This window comes from Ralstonia sp. A12 (genome assembly GCF_000801955.1).
Classification (GTDB): Bacteria; Pseudomonadota; Gammaproteobacteria; order Burkholderiales; family Burkholderiaceae; genus Ralstonia.
The window spans coordinates 707971-724538 of record NZ_JSZO01000001.1; the positions used below are offsets into that span (position 1 = coordinate 707971).

A 16568-nucleotide genomic window follows, 5' to 3' on the forward strand; every position below is an offset into this window, starting at 1 on the left:
CACAATGGGGCCAACCCGCGATGCAACCAAGTTTTACGGCAGCGCATCAATCCCGTCTGCGGCTGTCGCCAGGGCTTCCACTTCCAGCGCGGAGGACCAGTAGCGCGGTCGCATCGACCGTGCCGTCTGCACCTCCAGCACATCGCCGCGCGTCTCGATGACGACGGCGCCGGTTTGGTCCGTACGCAGCCGCTCGATGTCGCGCGCCACGTAGCGCTGCCACACTTGGCGGTGCGGATGTCCGTACCGGTTGCGGTAGCCGACCTGGAAAACCGCCACCTGCGGTGATACTGCGTCCAAGAACGCGCCGCTGGAGCTTGTCTTGCTGCCGTGATGCGGTACTAGCAAGATGTCTGCCATCAGCCGCTCTGGCGCTTCCCTGGCAACGAGCGCCGCCTCCTGCGCAGTTTCGATGTCGCCGGTCAGCAGCGCGGCATGCCGGCCGTTGCCGATGCGCAGCACGCAACTGCGTGCGTTGCTGGATACGCGCGCACCGTCAGCGGGCAGCCGCACCGGGTGAAGCATCTCGAACGTCACCCCATCCCAGTCCCATGCTTGCCCAGCCAAGCAGCTTGTGAGGCCGACATCGTGCGCGGCGGCCACCTTGTGTAGCGCATGTCCGTTCGGCAGGGACGCCAACATGGTGCGCACGGGCACCGCGTCGATCACCGTTTCGGTGCCACCCGCGTGGTCGCTGTCTTCATGACTGATGATCAGCGCATCCAGGGCTTCGATTCCATGCCCGCGCAGGTAAGGCGTGATGACGCGGGCGGCCGCATCGGCGTGGTCGCCGTAACGTGGGCCGGTATCGAACAGGAGGCGGTGATTGGCCGTTTCAATGAGCGTGGCTGCGCCCTGACCAATATCGAAGGCGACGACGCGAAACTCGCCCGGCAACGGCACCGGAACACGCGCCAGCACCATCGGCACGAGCAGCAAAGCGCCCTGCGCGCGCCACGCCCATGCGCGATGTGCGCCCGGCACCAACAGCAGTGCGACACCGCCGATCGCCAGCAGCAACGCCCAGGCAGGTGCAACGGGCGCGACCCAAACCGACCAAGTCGGCCGTGCCAGCCAATCGAGCCACACAACCAGCCAACCAAAGCTCATCTCTGACAACGCCAGCACCGGCTGCGCAAACGGCGCGGGCAATGCAGCCCCCATCAGCGCGAGCGGCGTGGTCACAAAGCTGACAACCGGAATCGCCAGCCCGTTGGCCGCTGCAGAGACGACCGACGTCTGCTGGAACAGCAGCAATGTCATCGGCAGCAACCCGAACGTGACGGCAAACTGGATGCGTGTGGAGCTGGCAAACCCGCGTTGGTAGCGCCCCCACCATCCTTCCGCCTCACGGTTGCGCTGCCCATCAAGCACCATCTGCGCCGCCAGGAAGATGATCGCCACCGCGCCAAACGACAGCCAGAACCCCGCCGACATGACCGCCCAAGGGTCGACCACCGCAACCACGGCTGCCGCCCAGCACAGCGACAGACTTGCCGGCACGTTGCGATCGGTCAGCCGCGCAATCGCTACGGTCGACAACATCAGCAGCGTGCGTTGTGCCGGCACCCCCATCCCCGCGAGCAGGCAATAGGCGAAGGCCGCGAGCATAGCGGCGATGGCGCCCGCACGCGGTGTCGGCATGCGTAGTGGCAACGGTGTGCGCAGCCAGCGCGCCAGCCCGAACGAACGGCGCCACAGCGCCATCCACAGCGTCGCGAACAACCCGGCAATCATCGTGATGTGCAGACCGGAAATGCTGACCAGATGGCTGATGCCGGTGCGGCGGAAGAGCTCCCAGTCCTCCCGGGCGATGCCGCTTTGGTCGCCCACCACAAGCGCGGCGATGACGGGCGCATAGCGTGCATCAGGCAATGCAGCGAGGATGTGCCGGCGCACGGCGGCGCGCCATCGTTCAATGCCGATCCAGAAACCGACCTTGGCCTCACCCAATGCAATGTTCTGGGCTCGCTTGCCGGTGTGCACGTAGCCGGTGGCGCGAATGTCGCTGGCGAGCATCGCGTACTCGCCATCGAAGCCGCCGGGGTTGGCCAAGCTGTGCAGGCGTTTGACGCGTAGCGTCAGTTGCCAGCGCTGGCCTGGCTGCAAGTCGGGGATGCCTGCACGACGGTCGGGCGCAGCGCCCTCCTCGCCCGGCGCGCTCCAGTTGCGCGTGCCGTACCACGACAACCGCACGCGTGGCGGCACCGAATCACCGGCGTTGCTGGATTCGATATGAAAGAGAAAGCGCGTGGCGTCTTCCGAGACCTGCGGCAGCTCGGCCACCACGCCGGTCGCGATGATGTCCTTGCCTTCCCATTCCGGGCTGAGCACGACGGACAGCCGCTGCTGCGCACGCCAGTCGCTCCAGCCGAAACCAGCAACGACAGCGCTCACAATGAGCAAAACGGAGAGCAAGACTGACCGCCAGCGGGCGACGCATGCCAGTGATAGGCACAGCACCAGCGCAGCAGCAACTTGCCAGGCAGGCACAAGCGCGGCTTGCATCTGCAGCGCCATACACCCGGCGACGAACCCAACCAACCCCAACCGCATGGGCTGGCGTCAGGAGTTCAACAACGCGGCCAGGCGAGGAATGGCTTCGATGCTGTTCCGGCGCGCCTGGGCGGCCAGTGCATCGATGGAGATGCCACGCAGTTCCGCCATGGCGGCGGCAATGCCCGCCACCTCGGCGGGTGCATTGCGCGTGCCGACCTGCTCGCTGAACTGGTCGTCGGCGAGCCAGGCGGGGGCGAGGTCCGGGGCATCGGTTTCCAGCACGATCGACTCAATCGGCATGTCGACGGCAAGCCGGCGGACACGGTTGGCGCGCGAGAAGGTGAACACGCCGCCAAAGCCAAGCTTGAAGCCGGAATCCACGTAGGCACGCGCCTGATCGGGGCTGCCGTTGAACGCATGGGCGATGCCGCGCACGCCTGCCTTGGCGGCCGCGCTGCGCACCTGGTCCTGTGACTTGCGCACATGCATCAGCACCGGCAGATCAAACTCGCGCGCGATCCGCAGTTGCGCCTGATAGACGGCGCTCTGCCGCTCGACATTGGGATCTGGGATGAAGAAGTCGAGCCCGATCTCGCCAATCGCAACGAAGCGCGGGTCATCCATTGATGCTGCGACTTGTCGCCGCAGTTCTGTCAGATCGTCATCGCTGGCCTGGGCGGCACACATCGGGTGAATGCCGAGCGCATAGCTGCAGCCAGCGTGCCGATGCGCGAGCGTGCGCACCGTATCGAAGTTCCAGCGCGCGACGGCCGGCACCACGATGTGGTTGACGCCCGCCGCGTGCGCCTGCGCGACGACCGTGTCACGGTCTGCGTCAAATTCGCGGGCGTCGAGATGGCAATGGGTGTCAATCCACATGATCGGCTCAGGGGGCAAAACAGCCAACCTACCGGAAAGGCGGGGATTCTGGAATCCGCCATTTCCGATAGTGTGCCCCTGTATCAGCGCTCCACGTGCAGATGGCCGTCGCGCAGGCGCAGGATGCGATCGCAACGGCCGGCCAGTTCGATATCGTGCGTGACGATGACGAAGCTGGTGCCGAGCGTGCGCGTAAGTTCCAGCATCAGGTTGAAGACTTCACCGGCGGTGTGGTCGTCAAGATTGCCGGTGGGCTCGTCGGCCAGCACGCAGGCGGGTGACCCGACCAGCGCACGCGCAATCGCTACACGTTGACGCTCGCCGCCGGACAGCTCACCCGGACGGTGCGCCGTGCGCGGGCCCAGCCCCACACGTTCGAGCGTCATCTGCGCGGTATGGCGCGCCTGCGCTTCGGCCACGCCACGGATGCGCAGCGGCATCGCCACGTTATCCAGCGCCGTGAACTCGGGCAGCAGGTGGTGGAACTGGTAGACAAAGCCCAGCGCCTGGTTGCGCAGCGTGTTGCGCTCACGCTCCTTCATGGCGGTAAAGGGCTTGCCGAGTAGCGAGACGCGGCCGGAGGTCGGCTCATCCAACCCGCCCAGCACATGCAAGAGCGTGCTCTTGCCCGAGCCCGAAGCCCCCACAATCGCCACCTTCTCGCCCACGCCGATGCGGATGTCGACGCCCTTGAGCACGTCGACATTCAAGCCACCCTGCTTGAATGACTTGGACAGCCCTTCGGCGTGCAGTACCGCACCCTGCCGTGCATCGGCCGGCGCATCCATGGAAGTCATGACGGCCTCACTCATAGCGCAGTGCCTCCGCCGGGTTCACGCGCGAGGCATGCCAGCTCGGATACAGCGTCGCCACCGAGGCGAGGACGAAGGAAATGATGCCGATGGTCGCAATGTCGTTCACGCGGGGGTCCGAGGGCAGTTCGCTGATGAAATAGATGTCCTTCGGCAGGAACTGCACGCCGAAGAGGTGTTCGATAAACGGCACGATCACGTCGATGTTGTAGGCGATGAGCGTGCCCAGCCCCACGCCCAGCAGCGTGCCCATGAAGCCGATCGCCACGCCCTGCACGATGAAGATCTTCATGATGGAGCCCGGCTGCGCGCCCATGGTGCGCAGGATGGCGATGTCGGCCTGCTTGTCCGTCACCGTCATCACCAGCGTGGAAACGAGGTTGAACGCCGCCACCGCAATGATGAGCGTGAGGATGATGAACATCATCTTCTTCTCGGTCTTTACCGCGGCAAACCAGTTGCGGTTCTGGCGCGACCAATCACGGATGTACAGCTCGCCGGTCAGCGTGCGCGAGAGCGCCTCGGCCACCTGGGGCGCGCGGTCCATGTCCGTCAGCTTCAAGCGCACGCCGGTCGGACCGTCCAGACGGAACAGGCGCTCGGCGTCATCCATGTTGACGAGCGCGAGCGAGCTGTCGAACTCGTAATGCCCCGATTCAAACGTGCCGATCACGGTGAACTGTTTGAGCCGCGGCAGCACGCCGGCCGGGGTGATGGTGCCCTGCGGCGCCACCAGCGTGACCTTGTCGCCCTGGTGCACGCCCAGGCCATTGGCCAGTTGGCTGCCCAGTGCGATGCCGAATTCGCCAGGCTTCAGGTCGTCAATGCTGCCGGACTTGAAGTCCTTGGCGATGTCCGACACCTTCGGCTCATCGGCCGGCGACACCCCGCGCAGCAGCACGCCACGTACGGCGTCATCGCGCGTGATCATGGCCTGCGCGCCCACGTACGGCGCCGCGCCGATGACTTCCTTGTTTTGCATCGCCTCATTGGCGGTGCGTTGCCAGTCGGGCAGGCTGCCCGGCGCCATGACCTCGATGTGAGCGAGCACCGACAACATGCGGTCGCGGACTTCCTTCTGGAAGCCGTTCATGACCGACAGCACGATGATCAGCGCCGCCACCCCCAGCGCAATGCCGAGCATGGAGATGAGCGAGATAAAGGAAATGAAGCTGTTGCGGCTGGCACGCTTGCCCGCGCGCGTGTAGCGCCAGCCGATCTGCCATTCGTATGGAAATTTCAAAGGGATGTCCCTATGGTGTGCTTATCGATGTGATTCAGCCGGCGCACTCGCCGGACAGCCGGAAGTTTACAATCTCGTCGCCATGATCCCTGAACTGACCCTGATTGTCCCGTTTTGCGCCCCCGCCGCCGAGGTGGCGGACGACGCTTACCGTCAATTGACCTTGCCGGGCCTGGAAAGGTTGCTTGCCCGCGCCCGCGAGGCCGAACACGAGCGTCACGACGACGCCTACCTGCCCACGCTGCCGCACGAGCGCTGGCTGGCGGCGCACGCCGGGCTGCCAGTCTCGCCGCTCCCCTCCGCGCCGTACATGCGCCTGGCTGACGGCGCCGCCGCCGATACGCGCACGTGGGCCTGCCTGCAGCCGGTGCACATCCATGCCGCGCGTGACCACCTGGTGATGCTCGATCCGGCACAGCTCAGGCTGGAGGCGGCTGACGCGGATGCACTGCGCGCCGCCATCGCCCCGCTGCTGGCCGACATGCGCCTGCACCTGGACGCCCCACAGGCCGCCCGCTGGTATGTCGCTGATGCACCGTTCGGGGACCTCATCGCCGCCGCCCCGCAGCGCGCCACCGGCCACAACATCGACATCTGGATGCACAAGGGCGAACAGGAACGCGCCTGGCGCAAGTTCCAGAACGAGATCCAGATGACGTGGTACGACCACCCCGTCAACCAGGCCCGCGAGGCGCGCGGCCTGCTGCCGGTCAACTCGGTTTGGCTGTTCGGCCAGGGCGCGCTGCTCGACACGCGCCCGATTGCCGAGCGCATGATCGGCGCCGATCCGTTCTTCGCAGGCCTGTGCCATGCCGCCAACGCGACCGAACTGTGCGCGAAAACGCTCGCCGCCCTGCCCGCTGACGACACCGGCGCCGCCGTGCTGCTGGACGGCGCCGCCAAGCCCTACCTCTCGGCGGACTGGTACGACTGGATCGAAACTCTGCGCGCCTACGACCGCGACTGGTTCACCCCCGCCGCCGACGCACTGGCTGACGGCCGTATCGACGCCGTCTCGCTCGTGCTGACCGGCGACTCTCACTACGCCCACTACCGCGTCACGCGCCGCGAATTGGCCAACGGGCCATTCGGCTGGCTGCGCCGTTTCCGCCGTGCACGCACCCTGCGCGATGCGCTGACCCCGCTTTCCATGGCCGCCTGACCCTGCATGACACGCATCGCCATCCGTTCGCATTCCGCCCAGGCCGCCAACACGCTGGCCGGCCACGGCATCCACCCGGTACTCGCCCGCATCCTGGCCGCACGCGGCGTCGCCCGGCCCGATGAGCTGTCGACCGAGCTGGCCGACTTGCTGCCGCCCGCGCAACTCAAGGGCATTGACGATGCCGCGCGCTACCTGGCCGACGCCATCGCCGCCAACAAGCGCCTGCTGATCATTGCCGACTACGACTGCGATGGCGCCACGGCCTGCGCCGTGGGCGTGCGCGGGCTGCGCATGCTCGGTGCGCAGGTCAGCTACATCGTCCCGAACCGCTTCGAATACGGCTATGGCCTGTCGCCCGAGATCGTGGCACTAGCCGCGCGCGAAAAGCCGGACGTGCTGGTTACTGTCGACAACGGTATCGCCGATGTGGCGGGCGTGGCGGCCGCCAATGCGCTGGGCATCGACGTGGTCGTCACCGATCACCATATGCCAGGCGCGCAGTTGCCCGAGGCGCGCGTGATCGTCAACCCGAACCAGCCGGGCTGCGGCTTCCCGAGTAAGAACCTCGCTGGCGTGGGCGTGATGTTCTACGTACTGCTGGCGCTGCGGGCCGAGCTGCGCAGCCGGGGCGTATTCACGCCGCAGGACCAGCCGCGCCTGGATGCGTTGCTCGATCTGGTGGCACTCGGCACCGTGGCTGACGTGGTCAAGCTCGACGCCAACAACCGGCTGCTAGTCGCGCAAGGCCTCAAGCGCATGCGCGCGGGGCGGATGTGCCCCGGCATCGCCGCCCTCTTCCGCGTAGCCGGTCGTGAAGCGCGTCGCGCATCGACGTTCGACCTCGGCTTCGGCCTGGGCCCGCGCCTGAACGCGGCCGGGCGGCTGGCCGACATGTCGCTCGGCATCGAATGTCTGCTGACAGACGACTACGACCGCGCCATGGCCATCGCCGCCGAACTCGACGGCATGAACCGCGAACGCCGCGAGATCGAAGCCGGCATGCAGCAGGAAGCGCTGGCCATTCTCGACAGCATGCATACCTTGGACGGCGCCAGCCGCCATACCATCGCCGTCTACAACGAGACGTGGCACCAAGGCGTGATCGGCATTGTTGCCTCGCGCATCAAGGACAAATTCCATCGCCCCGTCTTCACCTTTGCGCCTGGCGACGATGGTGTCATCAAGGGCTCGGGCCGCTCGATTCCCGGGTTCCACCTGCGCGATGCGCTGGACGCAGTGCACAAGCGCAGCCCTGGGCTGATCGTCAAGTTCGGTGGGCACGCCATGGCGGCCGGTCTCACGCTGCGCGAAAACGGTTTCGACGAATTCGCGGCCACTTTTGAAGCCGTCGGTCGCGAATGGCTGACCGAGGCCCTGCTCTCACGCGTGCTGGAAACCGACGGCGAGGCCGACCCCGAGTGCTTCTCGCCGCAATTCGTCGAGCTGCTCGAAACCCAGGTCTGGGGCCAGGGCTTTCCGGCGCCAAGCTTCTGCGGCGAGTTCGATGTGCTGTCGCAGGCGGTGCTCAAGGACAAACACCTCAAGCTCAAGCTCGGCCGCGGCAAACAGCAATTCGATGCGATCTGGTTCAACCACGCTGAGCCGCTTGGCGCCTCGGCTTATGTGGCTTATCGGCTCGACAACAACACCTTCAACGGCATCACACGCGTGCAGATGGTGATCGAGCACGCGCAATAGCCGTGCGCCCAAACCTTGCGCCAGCGCATAAACACATGCCAAAACTGTCTGACGGTGCGCAGATGAGGCAGCCGTCGGGCACGGCGGCTGCGTTACAATGCATGTTTGCCGGCTTGGTACCTGCCATGACTGCGCACCCCACGAATTCCTAGCATTAACTTCCAAGCGAAATGACTCACGTCGTTACCGAAAGCTGTGTCCGCTGCAAGTACACCGACTGCGTGGACGTCTGCCCCGTCGACTGCTTCCGCGAAGGCCCGAACTTCCTGACCATCGATCCGGACGAGTGCATCGACTGCGCCGTATGCGTGGCCGAGTGCCCGGTCAACGCCATCTACGCCGAAGAAGACGTGCCGGCCGATCAGCAGAAGTGGATCGCCATCAATGCCGAACTCTCCACCATCGGCTGGCCGTCCATCACCAAGACCAAGCAACCCCTGCCCGACGCCGACGACTGGAAAGACGTGAAGGACAAGGAGCAGTACCTCGACCGCGGCTGAACACGGCCGATCGAACATGCCCGGCACACTTTTTTTAGTGCATCGCAAAAAAGGTGTTGACGGGCAGATCAGAAACTAGCTAGAATTCATTTCTTCGCTGTTGCAGCGATTCCTCGATAGCTCAGTCGGTAGAGCGCCGGACTGTTAATCCGTAGGTCCCTGGTTCGAGCCCAGGTCGAGGAGCCAAGTACTTAAGCCCTTGCGAGAAATCGCAAGGGCTTTTTACTTTGGCGGATGGACGTCAAGATTGGACAGCCGTCCAATTTCATTTGTGGCATCGGTGTCGTCGCCGGTATCGTGTACCGTCTTGCACCGATCGTCGTGCCCGAGTGGTGAAATTGGTAGACACCGCGGACTTAAAATCCGCTGCGCCCTAATCGGCGCGTGCCGGTTCGATCCCGGCCTCGGGCACCAATCCCCTTCTCTTCTTTTTCCTGCGGCTTCACGAAGCGTGACATGCGTGCGCCTTCGGTGCGTCGTCGTATTCATCGTGACGGCGTACCCATGACATGGGGCCGGTCTCGTTACGGCCCAGCGGTGCGCGGTCGAGCAACAGCAACGTGCCAACTATGTCTTCCAATCCGCGTGCGTAGGTCGAATACGTGTGGAACACGTTGCCAGCCTCGTCCTTGTAGAACGCGCTCATGCCGGGCAGCTCGTCGTGAGCTTCGGCTCTCGGGGTGGCCGTGTAGTTGTAGTCGACCGCTCCGCTTTCCAGCTCTTCGGGCGAGAAGCTCACGCGGTAGTCGTGGTTGAACGTGGTACCGAACGACGACACCCACGGGAAATGCCAGCCCATGCGCTTCTTGTAGGCCGCAATCTCCGCCATCGATGCACGCGACACAGCAACCAGCGTCACGTCATGATGATTCAGATGCGGCAGCATGCCACCCAGATGATCAGAGAGAAAGGAGCACCCAGGGCATCCTGCTTCCCAGCCTGGGCCCAGCATGAAGTGATAGACGATCAGTTGGCTGCGCCCGTCGAATAGCTCAGCCAACGTCTTCTTGCCGTCGGGCGTATCGAACACGTACGCCGTATCGACCTTGACCCACGGCAACGCCTGGCGTTCGGCGTTGATGGCGTCGCGCATGTGGATCGCCTCTTTCTCACGCGTCAGCAGTTCGCGACGCTTGATGAGCCACTCGTCTCTCGAAACCACGGGATGCTGCTGCATGATGAGTCCCCTCGACTACGACAGTCAGACAGGACTTCATACTAGGCCGCCTCCCGCGAATGAAAAGGCGCGGCGCGCAAGTCGCGATTCCGATGCGACTTGCGCGCCATGGAAGAGAATCTGCCGTCTCTACACACCTAGTGTCAGGTGCCGAGATCAGCCCACCAGCAAGCGCACACCCACGTTGATCAGCGCACCACCCGCCACCAGCCCGACCCACAGCACAGCCGCGCACAGCAGCGGACGCACACCAGACTTCAGCAACATCGGCACATGCGTCTGCGTGCCGATAGCGAACATCGCGCAGGCCAGCATGGCGGTGTCAATCGAATCGATGGGGGCGTGCCATGCGGCCGGGATCGCACCCGCCGAGTTCAGCAACGTCACACCCAGCAGGCCGACCGCAAACCACGGCATCGCCTTCCATGCATGACCGGCGGCCTTTCGCAATGCACCTTGACGGGATTGCGCGGAAGACGCGTCATCATCAGCAGGCGTCGTACACGCCAGCACCACCAGCAGCGGCGCCAGGGCCAGCACACGCACCATCTTGCTGACGACAGCCGCGTTGGTAGCGTCTTCGCCCAGCGGCTTCGCGGCAGCAATCACTTGCGCAACCTCGTGCATCGTCGAGCCGATATAGACACCGAAATGCTCCGGCGCGACCGCCATGCCTGCATGCGCCAACAGCGCATAGAGCCACGGATACAGAAAGATGCCGAGCGTGCCGAACAACACCACGCTCGCAATTGCCACGGCCGTCTCGCGCGGTTGAGCCTTGACTGCCGGCGCCACCGCCAGCACTGCCGCCGCGCCACACACCGCACTGCCCGCAGCCACCAGCACGGCCTGCGTGCGTGCGAGACCGAACCAGCGCGTACCGATCCAGGTGCCGGCCAGCATGGTCAGCACCAGCACCAGCAGCGGAATCGCCACGCCGGAAGCACCCAGGTCGTGAATCTGGGCCAGCGTCAGCCGAGCACCGTAAAGAACCACCCCGGCACGCAGCAGCGTGTGGCGTGCAAACTGGATCGCCCCGGGTGTCAGCCAGCGCTCGTGCCCCGGCACATGCCCCATCACCATGCCGAGCAGAATGGCCAACGTCAGCGCACTCAAACCCAGGTGGCTCGCCCAGCCCATTCCACCCAACACCACCGCCACGCCCGCGCATCCGAACAGCACGCCCGCGCTCAACAGCGTCCGGCCATCAAACCCGGGCAGCACGCCCTGGGAAGGCAACTGTTTCTGTGCAATTGTCATCACATCCGCCTTGCTTATTCGCTATACGCATAACGATATGCGGCACGTGATAACATGTAAAACGGGTAATTTTTCTAAGAATGACCAGTTTTATGGATAGCAAAGCCCCTCGCGTCACGCTGCGTCAATGGGCGGTCTTCGCGGCCATCGCCCAGTGCGAGACCACCACGGCCGCCGGCGAGCAACTCGGCCTGTCGCAATCGGCGGTGAGCGCGGCACTGGCAGAGCTGGAGTCGACGCTCGGACACCCGTTGTTCGACCGGCACGCACGACGCCTTCACTTGAATGCGCTGGGGCGACAACTGCTGCCGCAAGCCCAAGCCCTGCTCGACCACGCCAGCGCCCTGGAGCACGCTACCGCGCAACCCAACGTGCGCTTGAAGCTTGCCGCCAGCAGCACGATCGGCAACTACGTGTTGCCCGCCCTGCTCGCGGGCTTCCGGCAGCAGATTGCCCCCGACAGCCAACTCGACGTGCTGATCGGCAATACGCAGGACGTGGTCGACGCGGTGCAGCGCTTCGAGGTCGACATCGGCCTGATTGAAGGCACGTGCCGTGGAGAGTCACTGGAAATCGAAACGTGGATCGACGATGAGATGGTGATCGTCGCGGCGCCGGAGCATCCGCTTGCGCGCGGGCCGGTCTCGCATGCAGCGTTGCGCGAAGCCGGCTGGCTGATGCGCGAACCCGGCTCCGGCACGCGGGAGTTGATCGACAGCCGCATCGCCTCGGCCGTCGGGCCACTGCACGTGGCACTCGAACTTGGACACTCAGAAGCGATTCAACGCACGGTGGCAGCAGGCTACGGCATCAGTTGCCTGTCGCGCCACGTGGTGGCCGATGCGTTGCGCGACGGCCGGCTCGTAGAAGTGCAGAGCAACCTGCCACGCATCGCCCGCCCGCTGCTCATCGTGCGCCATCGCGACAAGCATCCGACGCACGGCCTGACGCAATTCATCGACGCGCTGCACAGCCACGCGGACCTGCATTCGAGCGTTTCATAAAAAAATCGCACAAAGGACTAGCGCGATCTGAAAAAGGTTGATATAGTCTCATTTCTTCGCGGGGCGTTAGCTCAGTTGGTAGAGCAGCGGACTCTTAATCCGTAGGTCGAGTGTTCGAGTCACTCACGCCCCACCAGAACTCGCGTAGAAAGCCCAGTCCTCACCGACTGGGCTTTTTGCTTTTCTGCAGCCCTTCGCGTTTGCCGCTGCCCTGCCGAGGGCCTGGAGCCGAACGACTCAGCGGCCGGGCCATCGAATAGTCATCACGCACGGCCCTCGTCTCGCTCACGCCTCCACAAACGACACGAACTGGGCTGACGACCACACCTTCTGGTCGCCCCGCTCGCGCCCGTGGAAGTACACCGGTCGGAAGCCGAACGGCCCGTTCACCGGTTCAACCTCCAGCGCCCCGCTTACGTTGATCGGCAAGGCCTGTTCCGTCAATCGCTCCACCGCAATGAAGAGCTCGGTGCCGCCCAACTCGAGCCGCAACCCATCCTTGGCAAGCAACTCAGCCCCGCTGATCTCCCAGTGGAAATCCGGCGCATGCGCGAACGGATTGCGCTGCAGCGGGTCGCCGACCTTGATGTAGCTGTCGATGTGCCCCTCGATCACGATCCGTGCAGCAGCGAGGTTGCCGATGTCGATCTCCACGCTGTCGGCATCGCCATAGGTGTCGCTGCGAAAACCGATGTCGGTGGTGCCTTCGCGCCAGCAGGATTCCTCCAGGTGCTCGAAGCCGTGGCCACCAAAGCGGTGGATGGTGCCGTTGAGAATGCGGATGCGCCCTTGCCAGGCTGCCCAGCGATAACGATCACGGATGCGGGCGCCGCCCCAGCGTACGCGGACCAGCCGATCAGAGAAGCCGGCCTCCTGATGCAGGTTGCGCTCCCAGATCAGGCCGGTGTGGTCGTACGCGGCGAGGTATTCCCAGCCGGCTTGCCCCAGGAACCGGTAATCGAAACGCGCGGAGCCTTGATGCGTGAAGGCATCGCCCTGGATATGTTTGCCGCTGCGCACGAGCAGCGCCGTGTGCTCTCCGGTACTGGCCCAGGTGTGGCGCGCGCGCAGGGCGCGGCCGATCGATTGACGATCGAGCCGCTCCGCCAGCACGCCCGTCAGGCCGCCGCGCACGCCGAACACCTGCACGCCGGGTGCGCCACCTGCGGGCCGCCCGCGATGCTCATCGCCGCTGGCGGCCACGCCGAGCTGGTAGCCGCGTGCGATCACGTCGCGGTATAGCCAGTCGAAATGTCCCCAGCTGGAGGCGATCTCGACCAGCCGCTCAAGCTGTGGATGGTGCCAGTCCGGGATATAACGGCGCCCACCCACGTGCGGCATGATCAGGTGTTCTTCAGGCGCGTCGATGTACGCGTCCCACAGCTCCTCGATCGGCCAGCGGCCAAGCTCAGCCGCGCTGCCCTTCATGTCTTCGTTCCACACCAGCGTGCGGTTGTGTTCGCCGCGCGCGTTGTACGGAAAGCCCGGTGCCTCATCGCCGAGGAAAACGACGTTGTGGTCGCCACCGGCCGTGGAACTGCCGCACCACTCCTGCACCGGGTACACGACGAAGCGGCCCGGCTCGTTGAATGCGTTGACGGCATCCAGCCCGAGCTTCCAGTTGGCATCGGTGATCTGGAAATCGTTGACGGTGTAGCCGAACACATCGATGCCGCCGATATCGCGCGCGTAGGCGGCGTTGTACGCGGGGCTGTTGGTGCCGACGGTGTCGTGGGCGTGCACGTGCAGGTCTGCATAGAACGCACGCGGCGCGTAGGGCGCGTCGAAGATCGACAGCCAGGCCGTGGCCTTGCTCACGTGCGGAGCGTTCAGCAAAACGGCCTCCAGCCGGAGCGAGCCTGCAGCGGTGGGCAGGTCGTCGATACCAAGCGTGGCCCAACCGTCTTGCGGCACGGGGTAGTCGCGCTGGTGCACGGGCGTATTGCCGTCCCACGCCGTCAGCCGGAGCGTGCCGCCCGCATCTGAACTGATGTTTCCCCACGTGTCGAGCAAGGATGCGCGTACCACCAGCGGTGTGCCCGGCCTGGCAAAGCGCGGCGCCTGGAGTAACACCTGCGAGGGCTGCCCGGCATGGATGTCGATCACCACGTCGCCCGGCACGGCCACAAAGCGCGAGGTGCCCAGCGGGTCCACATAGAGGCGGAAGCGGAAGCTGTCTTCGATGAAGGTCTGCACGCGCGTGCCTGGCCCGCCGCGCCGCCGGTCACCCAGGCGGATCAGGATATGGTCCCCCGCGTTCAGGTAGCCGTCGACCACGTCAACGATGATCGCCTTCTGGAACGGCCGCTCGTGGCCCTTCTGTTCGAAGCGCACGTTCAGCGCCTGGACGGTCGCCGGGCTTTGGCCCGCCACCAGCGGGCCGGCCTGGTATTCAGCGCTGAGGTAGTTGGCGCCAGATGGGTCGGTCGTCTGGAACAGCGCCCAGTCGGAATAGAACTTGAAGGTGGCCTTCAACCAAGCACCGTCGGCGATGCCCGAGGCGCCGACTTCATAGTCGATCAGGATCTCCGCCCACTCGCCCGCCTCCAGCCGGCTCACTGAGCATGTGGCCCGGCCGGCGAACGGCAGCGCCTTGTTCTTTTCATACAGGCCAGCCGGCGCGTAGTGCTCGCCCAGCCGCTCGCGCAGGGCGGCATAACCCACCGCTGGGGATGCTCGGTCGTTCATGGAAGGACTCCGATCAATGGAAAGGCCACGGCGCACCCGCGTCCCACACCGGGATGCCCAGATACGCGTACCACGGTGCCATCACGAACACGCCATAGGCGATGCCGATCAGCACGGACACCACGCCCACCTTCGCGTAGTCTGCGGTGGTGAAGGTACCGCTGCTGTAGGCCACCACGGCAGCGGTGATCTGCGTGGGGAGGATGTAGGCAAAGCTGTCGCTGTCGCACACCAGCAGCGTGAAGGCCACCGGATGCAGCCCCAGCTTGGGTGCAAGCGCCAGCATGATGGGTGCGATCATGGTGACGGCGGCCACGTTGGAAAGCATGGCCAGTCGCGCCACATGCGTGCCGACCATCACGATCAGCAACGCCAGCCACCACGGGTGGCCTTGCGCGAAGCGTCTCAGCCAGTCAGCCACCCACGGCGCGAGGCCGGTGTCGCTGATGGCGGCAGACAGGCTCAGCGCACCTGCCAGCAGGAAGAACGTGCCCCAGATCGTGCGGTTCTGAATGTCTTTCCACCCCAGCCCGGTCAATCCCGGCACAAACAACGCCGCCAGGCCGAGCAAGGCCACGATCTCGGAAGGCAGGCCGTGCCATGCCTCGGTGGCCCACAGCACCGCCACCGCCGCGAATACCAACAGGATGGCCTTGGCGTGCATATCCACCGGCGGCAGCGCGGCACGTTCAGCCGTGATGGCGGAAGCGCCGCCGGGCAGACGCACCGCGCGCGACTTGAAGTAGAACTGCACCCACAGTTGCGTCAGCACGAACATGCCCAGGTACGGCCACTGCAGCTTGAACCAGTCCAGATAGGACAGATGCAACCCGAGCTGCTTCTGCAGCAGGCCCACGATCACCAGATTGGGCAAGTGCGCGGTCAGGATGCACATGCCGCTGATCATCGAACCATAGACCAGCGACTGAATGACGATGGCCTTCTTGGCGCTGCGCTCGCGTGGCGTGTCGCCAAACAGATCGGCAATGCCATTGACCACCGGCAGCAGCGCCGCCGCGCGTGCATTGGCCGCCGGCACCAGAAAGCTCAGCACGAAGTTGATGGCGAACATGGACCAGATCACGCCGTTGGCCGTGCTGGTCTTGAGCTTGTCGAGCAGCCACAGGGCGATACGGCGGTCCAGCCCGGCCCCCTGCATGATCGACGAGAACAGGAACGCCGTCAGGCACAGGAACACCACCGGCGTAGCGAAGCCACTGGCCGCCTTGGAGAACGGCGTCACGGCGTGCGCGAGCACCAACAGCGCCGGAATGAGGATGCCGCTCACCCCAACCGGCACCGCTTCGCTCATCCAGATCACGGCTGCCCAGGCCACCACGGCCAAGGTAGCGCGCCCCGCAGGCGACAGACCTTCCGGTTGCGGCAGTACAAACAGGACAAGGAAGAACGCTGCCCACGCCGCAAGAAAACCGAGGCGGGCCTTGAGCAACGGGTTCAGCCGGAAGCGAACGCCGGCGCGTACCTGGCTAGCTTGCCAGCCGGCCTGCGAAGACAACGATGATGGATTGACTGGGCTGCTCACAATGACCCCATGACGGTTTGCCGGATGCACAAAGACGCCATGCTGGTCAATCTGCTCCTTCCGGAGCCATGCTACGGACTAATCCTGGGCCGCCAACGAA

The 16568-nt window shown here is 64.9% G+C and carries 12 protein-coding genes and 3 tRNA genes; 7 read left to right on the forward strand and 8 right to left on the reverse strand.

Translation table 11 applies throughout. The annotated features are described in order from the left end of the window. Positions 1 to 33: 33 nt before the first annotated feature. The 4 genes from PI87_RS03230 to PI87_RS03245 form a co-directional block, all read right to left on the reverse strand. On the reverse strand, positions 34 to 2556 hold the full coding sequence (locus tag PI87_RS03230; RefSeq protein WP_039596198.1) for a DNA internalization-related competence protein ComEC/Rec2: 2523 nt from the start codon (positions 2554 to 2556) through the stop codon (positions 34 to 36). A gap of 9 nt (positions 2557 to 2565) precedes the next feature. Further along, on the reverse strand, positions 2566 to 3378 hold the full coding sequence (locus PI87_RS03235; RefSeq protein ID WP_039596199.1) for a TatD family hydrolase: 813 nt from the start codon (positions 3376 to 3378) through the stop codon (positions 2566 to 2568). Positions 3379 to 3461: 83 nt separating this feature from the next. Then, positions 3462 to 4190 (reverse strand): lipoprotein-releasing ABC transporter ATP-binding protein LolD, encoded by a 729-nt coding sequence (gene lolD / locus PI87_RS03240; protein WP_039596200.1) that lies wholly within the window; start codon positions 4188 to 4190, stop codon positions 3462 to 3464. Next, positions 4183 to 5433, reverse strand: a complete 1251-nt coding sequence (locus PI87_RS03245) for a lipoprotein-releasing ABC transporter permease subunit (RefSeq protein WP_039596201.1) — start codon at positions 5431 to 5433, stop codon at positions 4183 to 4185. Before PI87_RS03245 ends, lolD begins: the two co-directional genes overlap by 8 nt. Before the next feature lie 82 nt (positions 5434 to 5515). Between PI87_RS03245 and PI87_RS03250 the strand changes: the two genes are divergently transcribed. From PI87_RS03250 to PI87_RS03270, 5 genes are all read left to right on the forward strand, one after another. Continuing rightward, entirely contained in the window at positions 5516 to 6595 is a 1080-nt protein-coding gene (locus PI87_RS03250; protein WP_039596202.1) for a hypothetical protein, read from the forward strand. 6 nt (positions 6596 to 6601) lie between these two features. After that, on the forward strand, positions 6602 to 8296 hold the full coding sequence (gene recJ, locus PI87_RS03255) for a single-stranded-DNA-specific exonuclease RecJ (protein WP_039596203.1): 1695 nt from the start codon (positions 6602 to 6604) through the stop codon (positions 8294 to 8296). 170 nt (positions 8297 to 8466) lie between these two features. Then, complete coding sequence (gene fdxA, locus PI87_RS03260; RefSeq protein WP_039596204.1) at positions 8467 to 8796, forward strand: ferredoxin FdxA; 330 nt, start codon at positions 8467 to 8469, stop codon at positions 8794 to 8796. Between the two features lie 110 nt (positions 8797 to 8906). Further along, positions 8907 to 8982: transfer RNA gene (locus tag PI87_RS03265), tRNA-Asn, on the forward strand. A 137-nt stretch (positions 8983 to 9119) separates the two neighbouring features. Next, positions 9120 to 9210: transfer RNA gene (locus PI87_RS03270), tRNA-Leu, on the forward strand. Between the two features lie 28 nt (positions 9211 to 9238). Here PI87_RS03270 and PI87_RS03275 read toward each other — a convergent pair. Further along, positions 9239 to 9973 carry a DUF899 domain-containing protein gene (locus PI87_RS03275; protein WP_039596205.1) on the reverse strand — a complete coding sequence of 245 codons (735 nt, stop codon included), beginning with the start codon at positions 9971 to 9973 and terminating at the stop codon, positions 9239 to 9241. A 156-nt stretch (positions 9974 to 10129) separates the two neighbouring features. After that, a complete protein-coding gene (locus tag PI87_RS03280) occupies positions 10130 to 11233 on the reverse strand; it encodes a YeiH family protein (protein ID WP_039596206.1) in 1104 nt (367 codons plus the stop codon). 92 nt (positions 11234 to 11325) lie between these two features. Here PI87_RS03280 and PI87_RS03285 point away from each other — a divergent pair, with 92 nt between their 5' ends. Then, positions 11326 to 12237: a LysR family transcriptional regulator gene (locus tag PI87_RS03285; protein ID WP_039596207.1), complete on the forward strand. Its 912-nt coding sequence runs from the start codon at positions 11326 to 11328 to the stop codon at positions 12235 to 12237. A gap of 60 nt (positions 12238 to 12297) precedes the next feature. Further along, positions 12298 to 12373: transfer RNA gene (locus PI87_RS03290), tRNA-Lys, on the forward strand. A gap of 149 nt (positions 12374 to 12522) precedes the next feature. Here PI87_RS03290 and PI87_RS03295 read toward each other — a convergent pair. Both PI87_RS03295 and PI87_RS03300 read right to left on the reverse strand, forming a co-directional pair. Next, positions 12523 to 14925 carry a hypothetical protein gene (locus PI87_RS03295; RefSeq protein WP_039596208.1) on the reverse strand — a complete coding sequence of 801 codons (2403 nt, stop codon included), beginning with the start codon at positions 14923 to 14925 and terminating at the stop codon, positions 12523 to 12525. Between the two features lie 13 nt (positions 14926 to 14938). Then, on the reverse strand, positions 14939 to 16441 hold the full coding sequence (locus PI87_RS03300; RefSeq protein ID WP_232313929.1) for an SLC13 family permease: 1503 nt from the start codon (positions 16439 to 16441) through the stop codon (positions 14939 to 14941). Positions 16442 to 16568 lie beyond the last annotated feature (127 nt).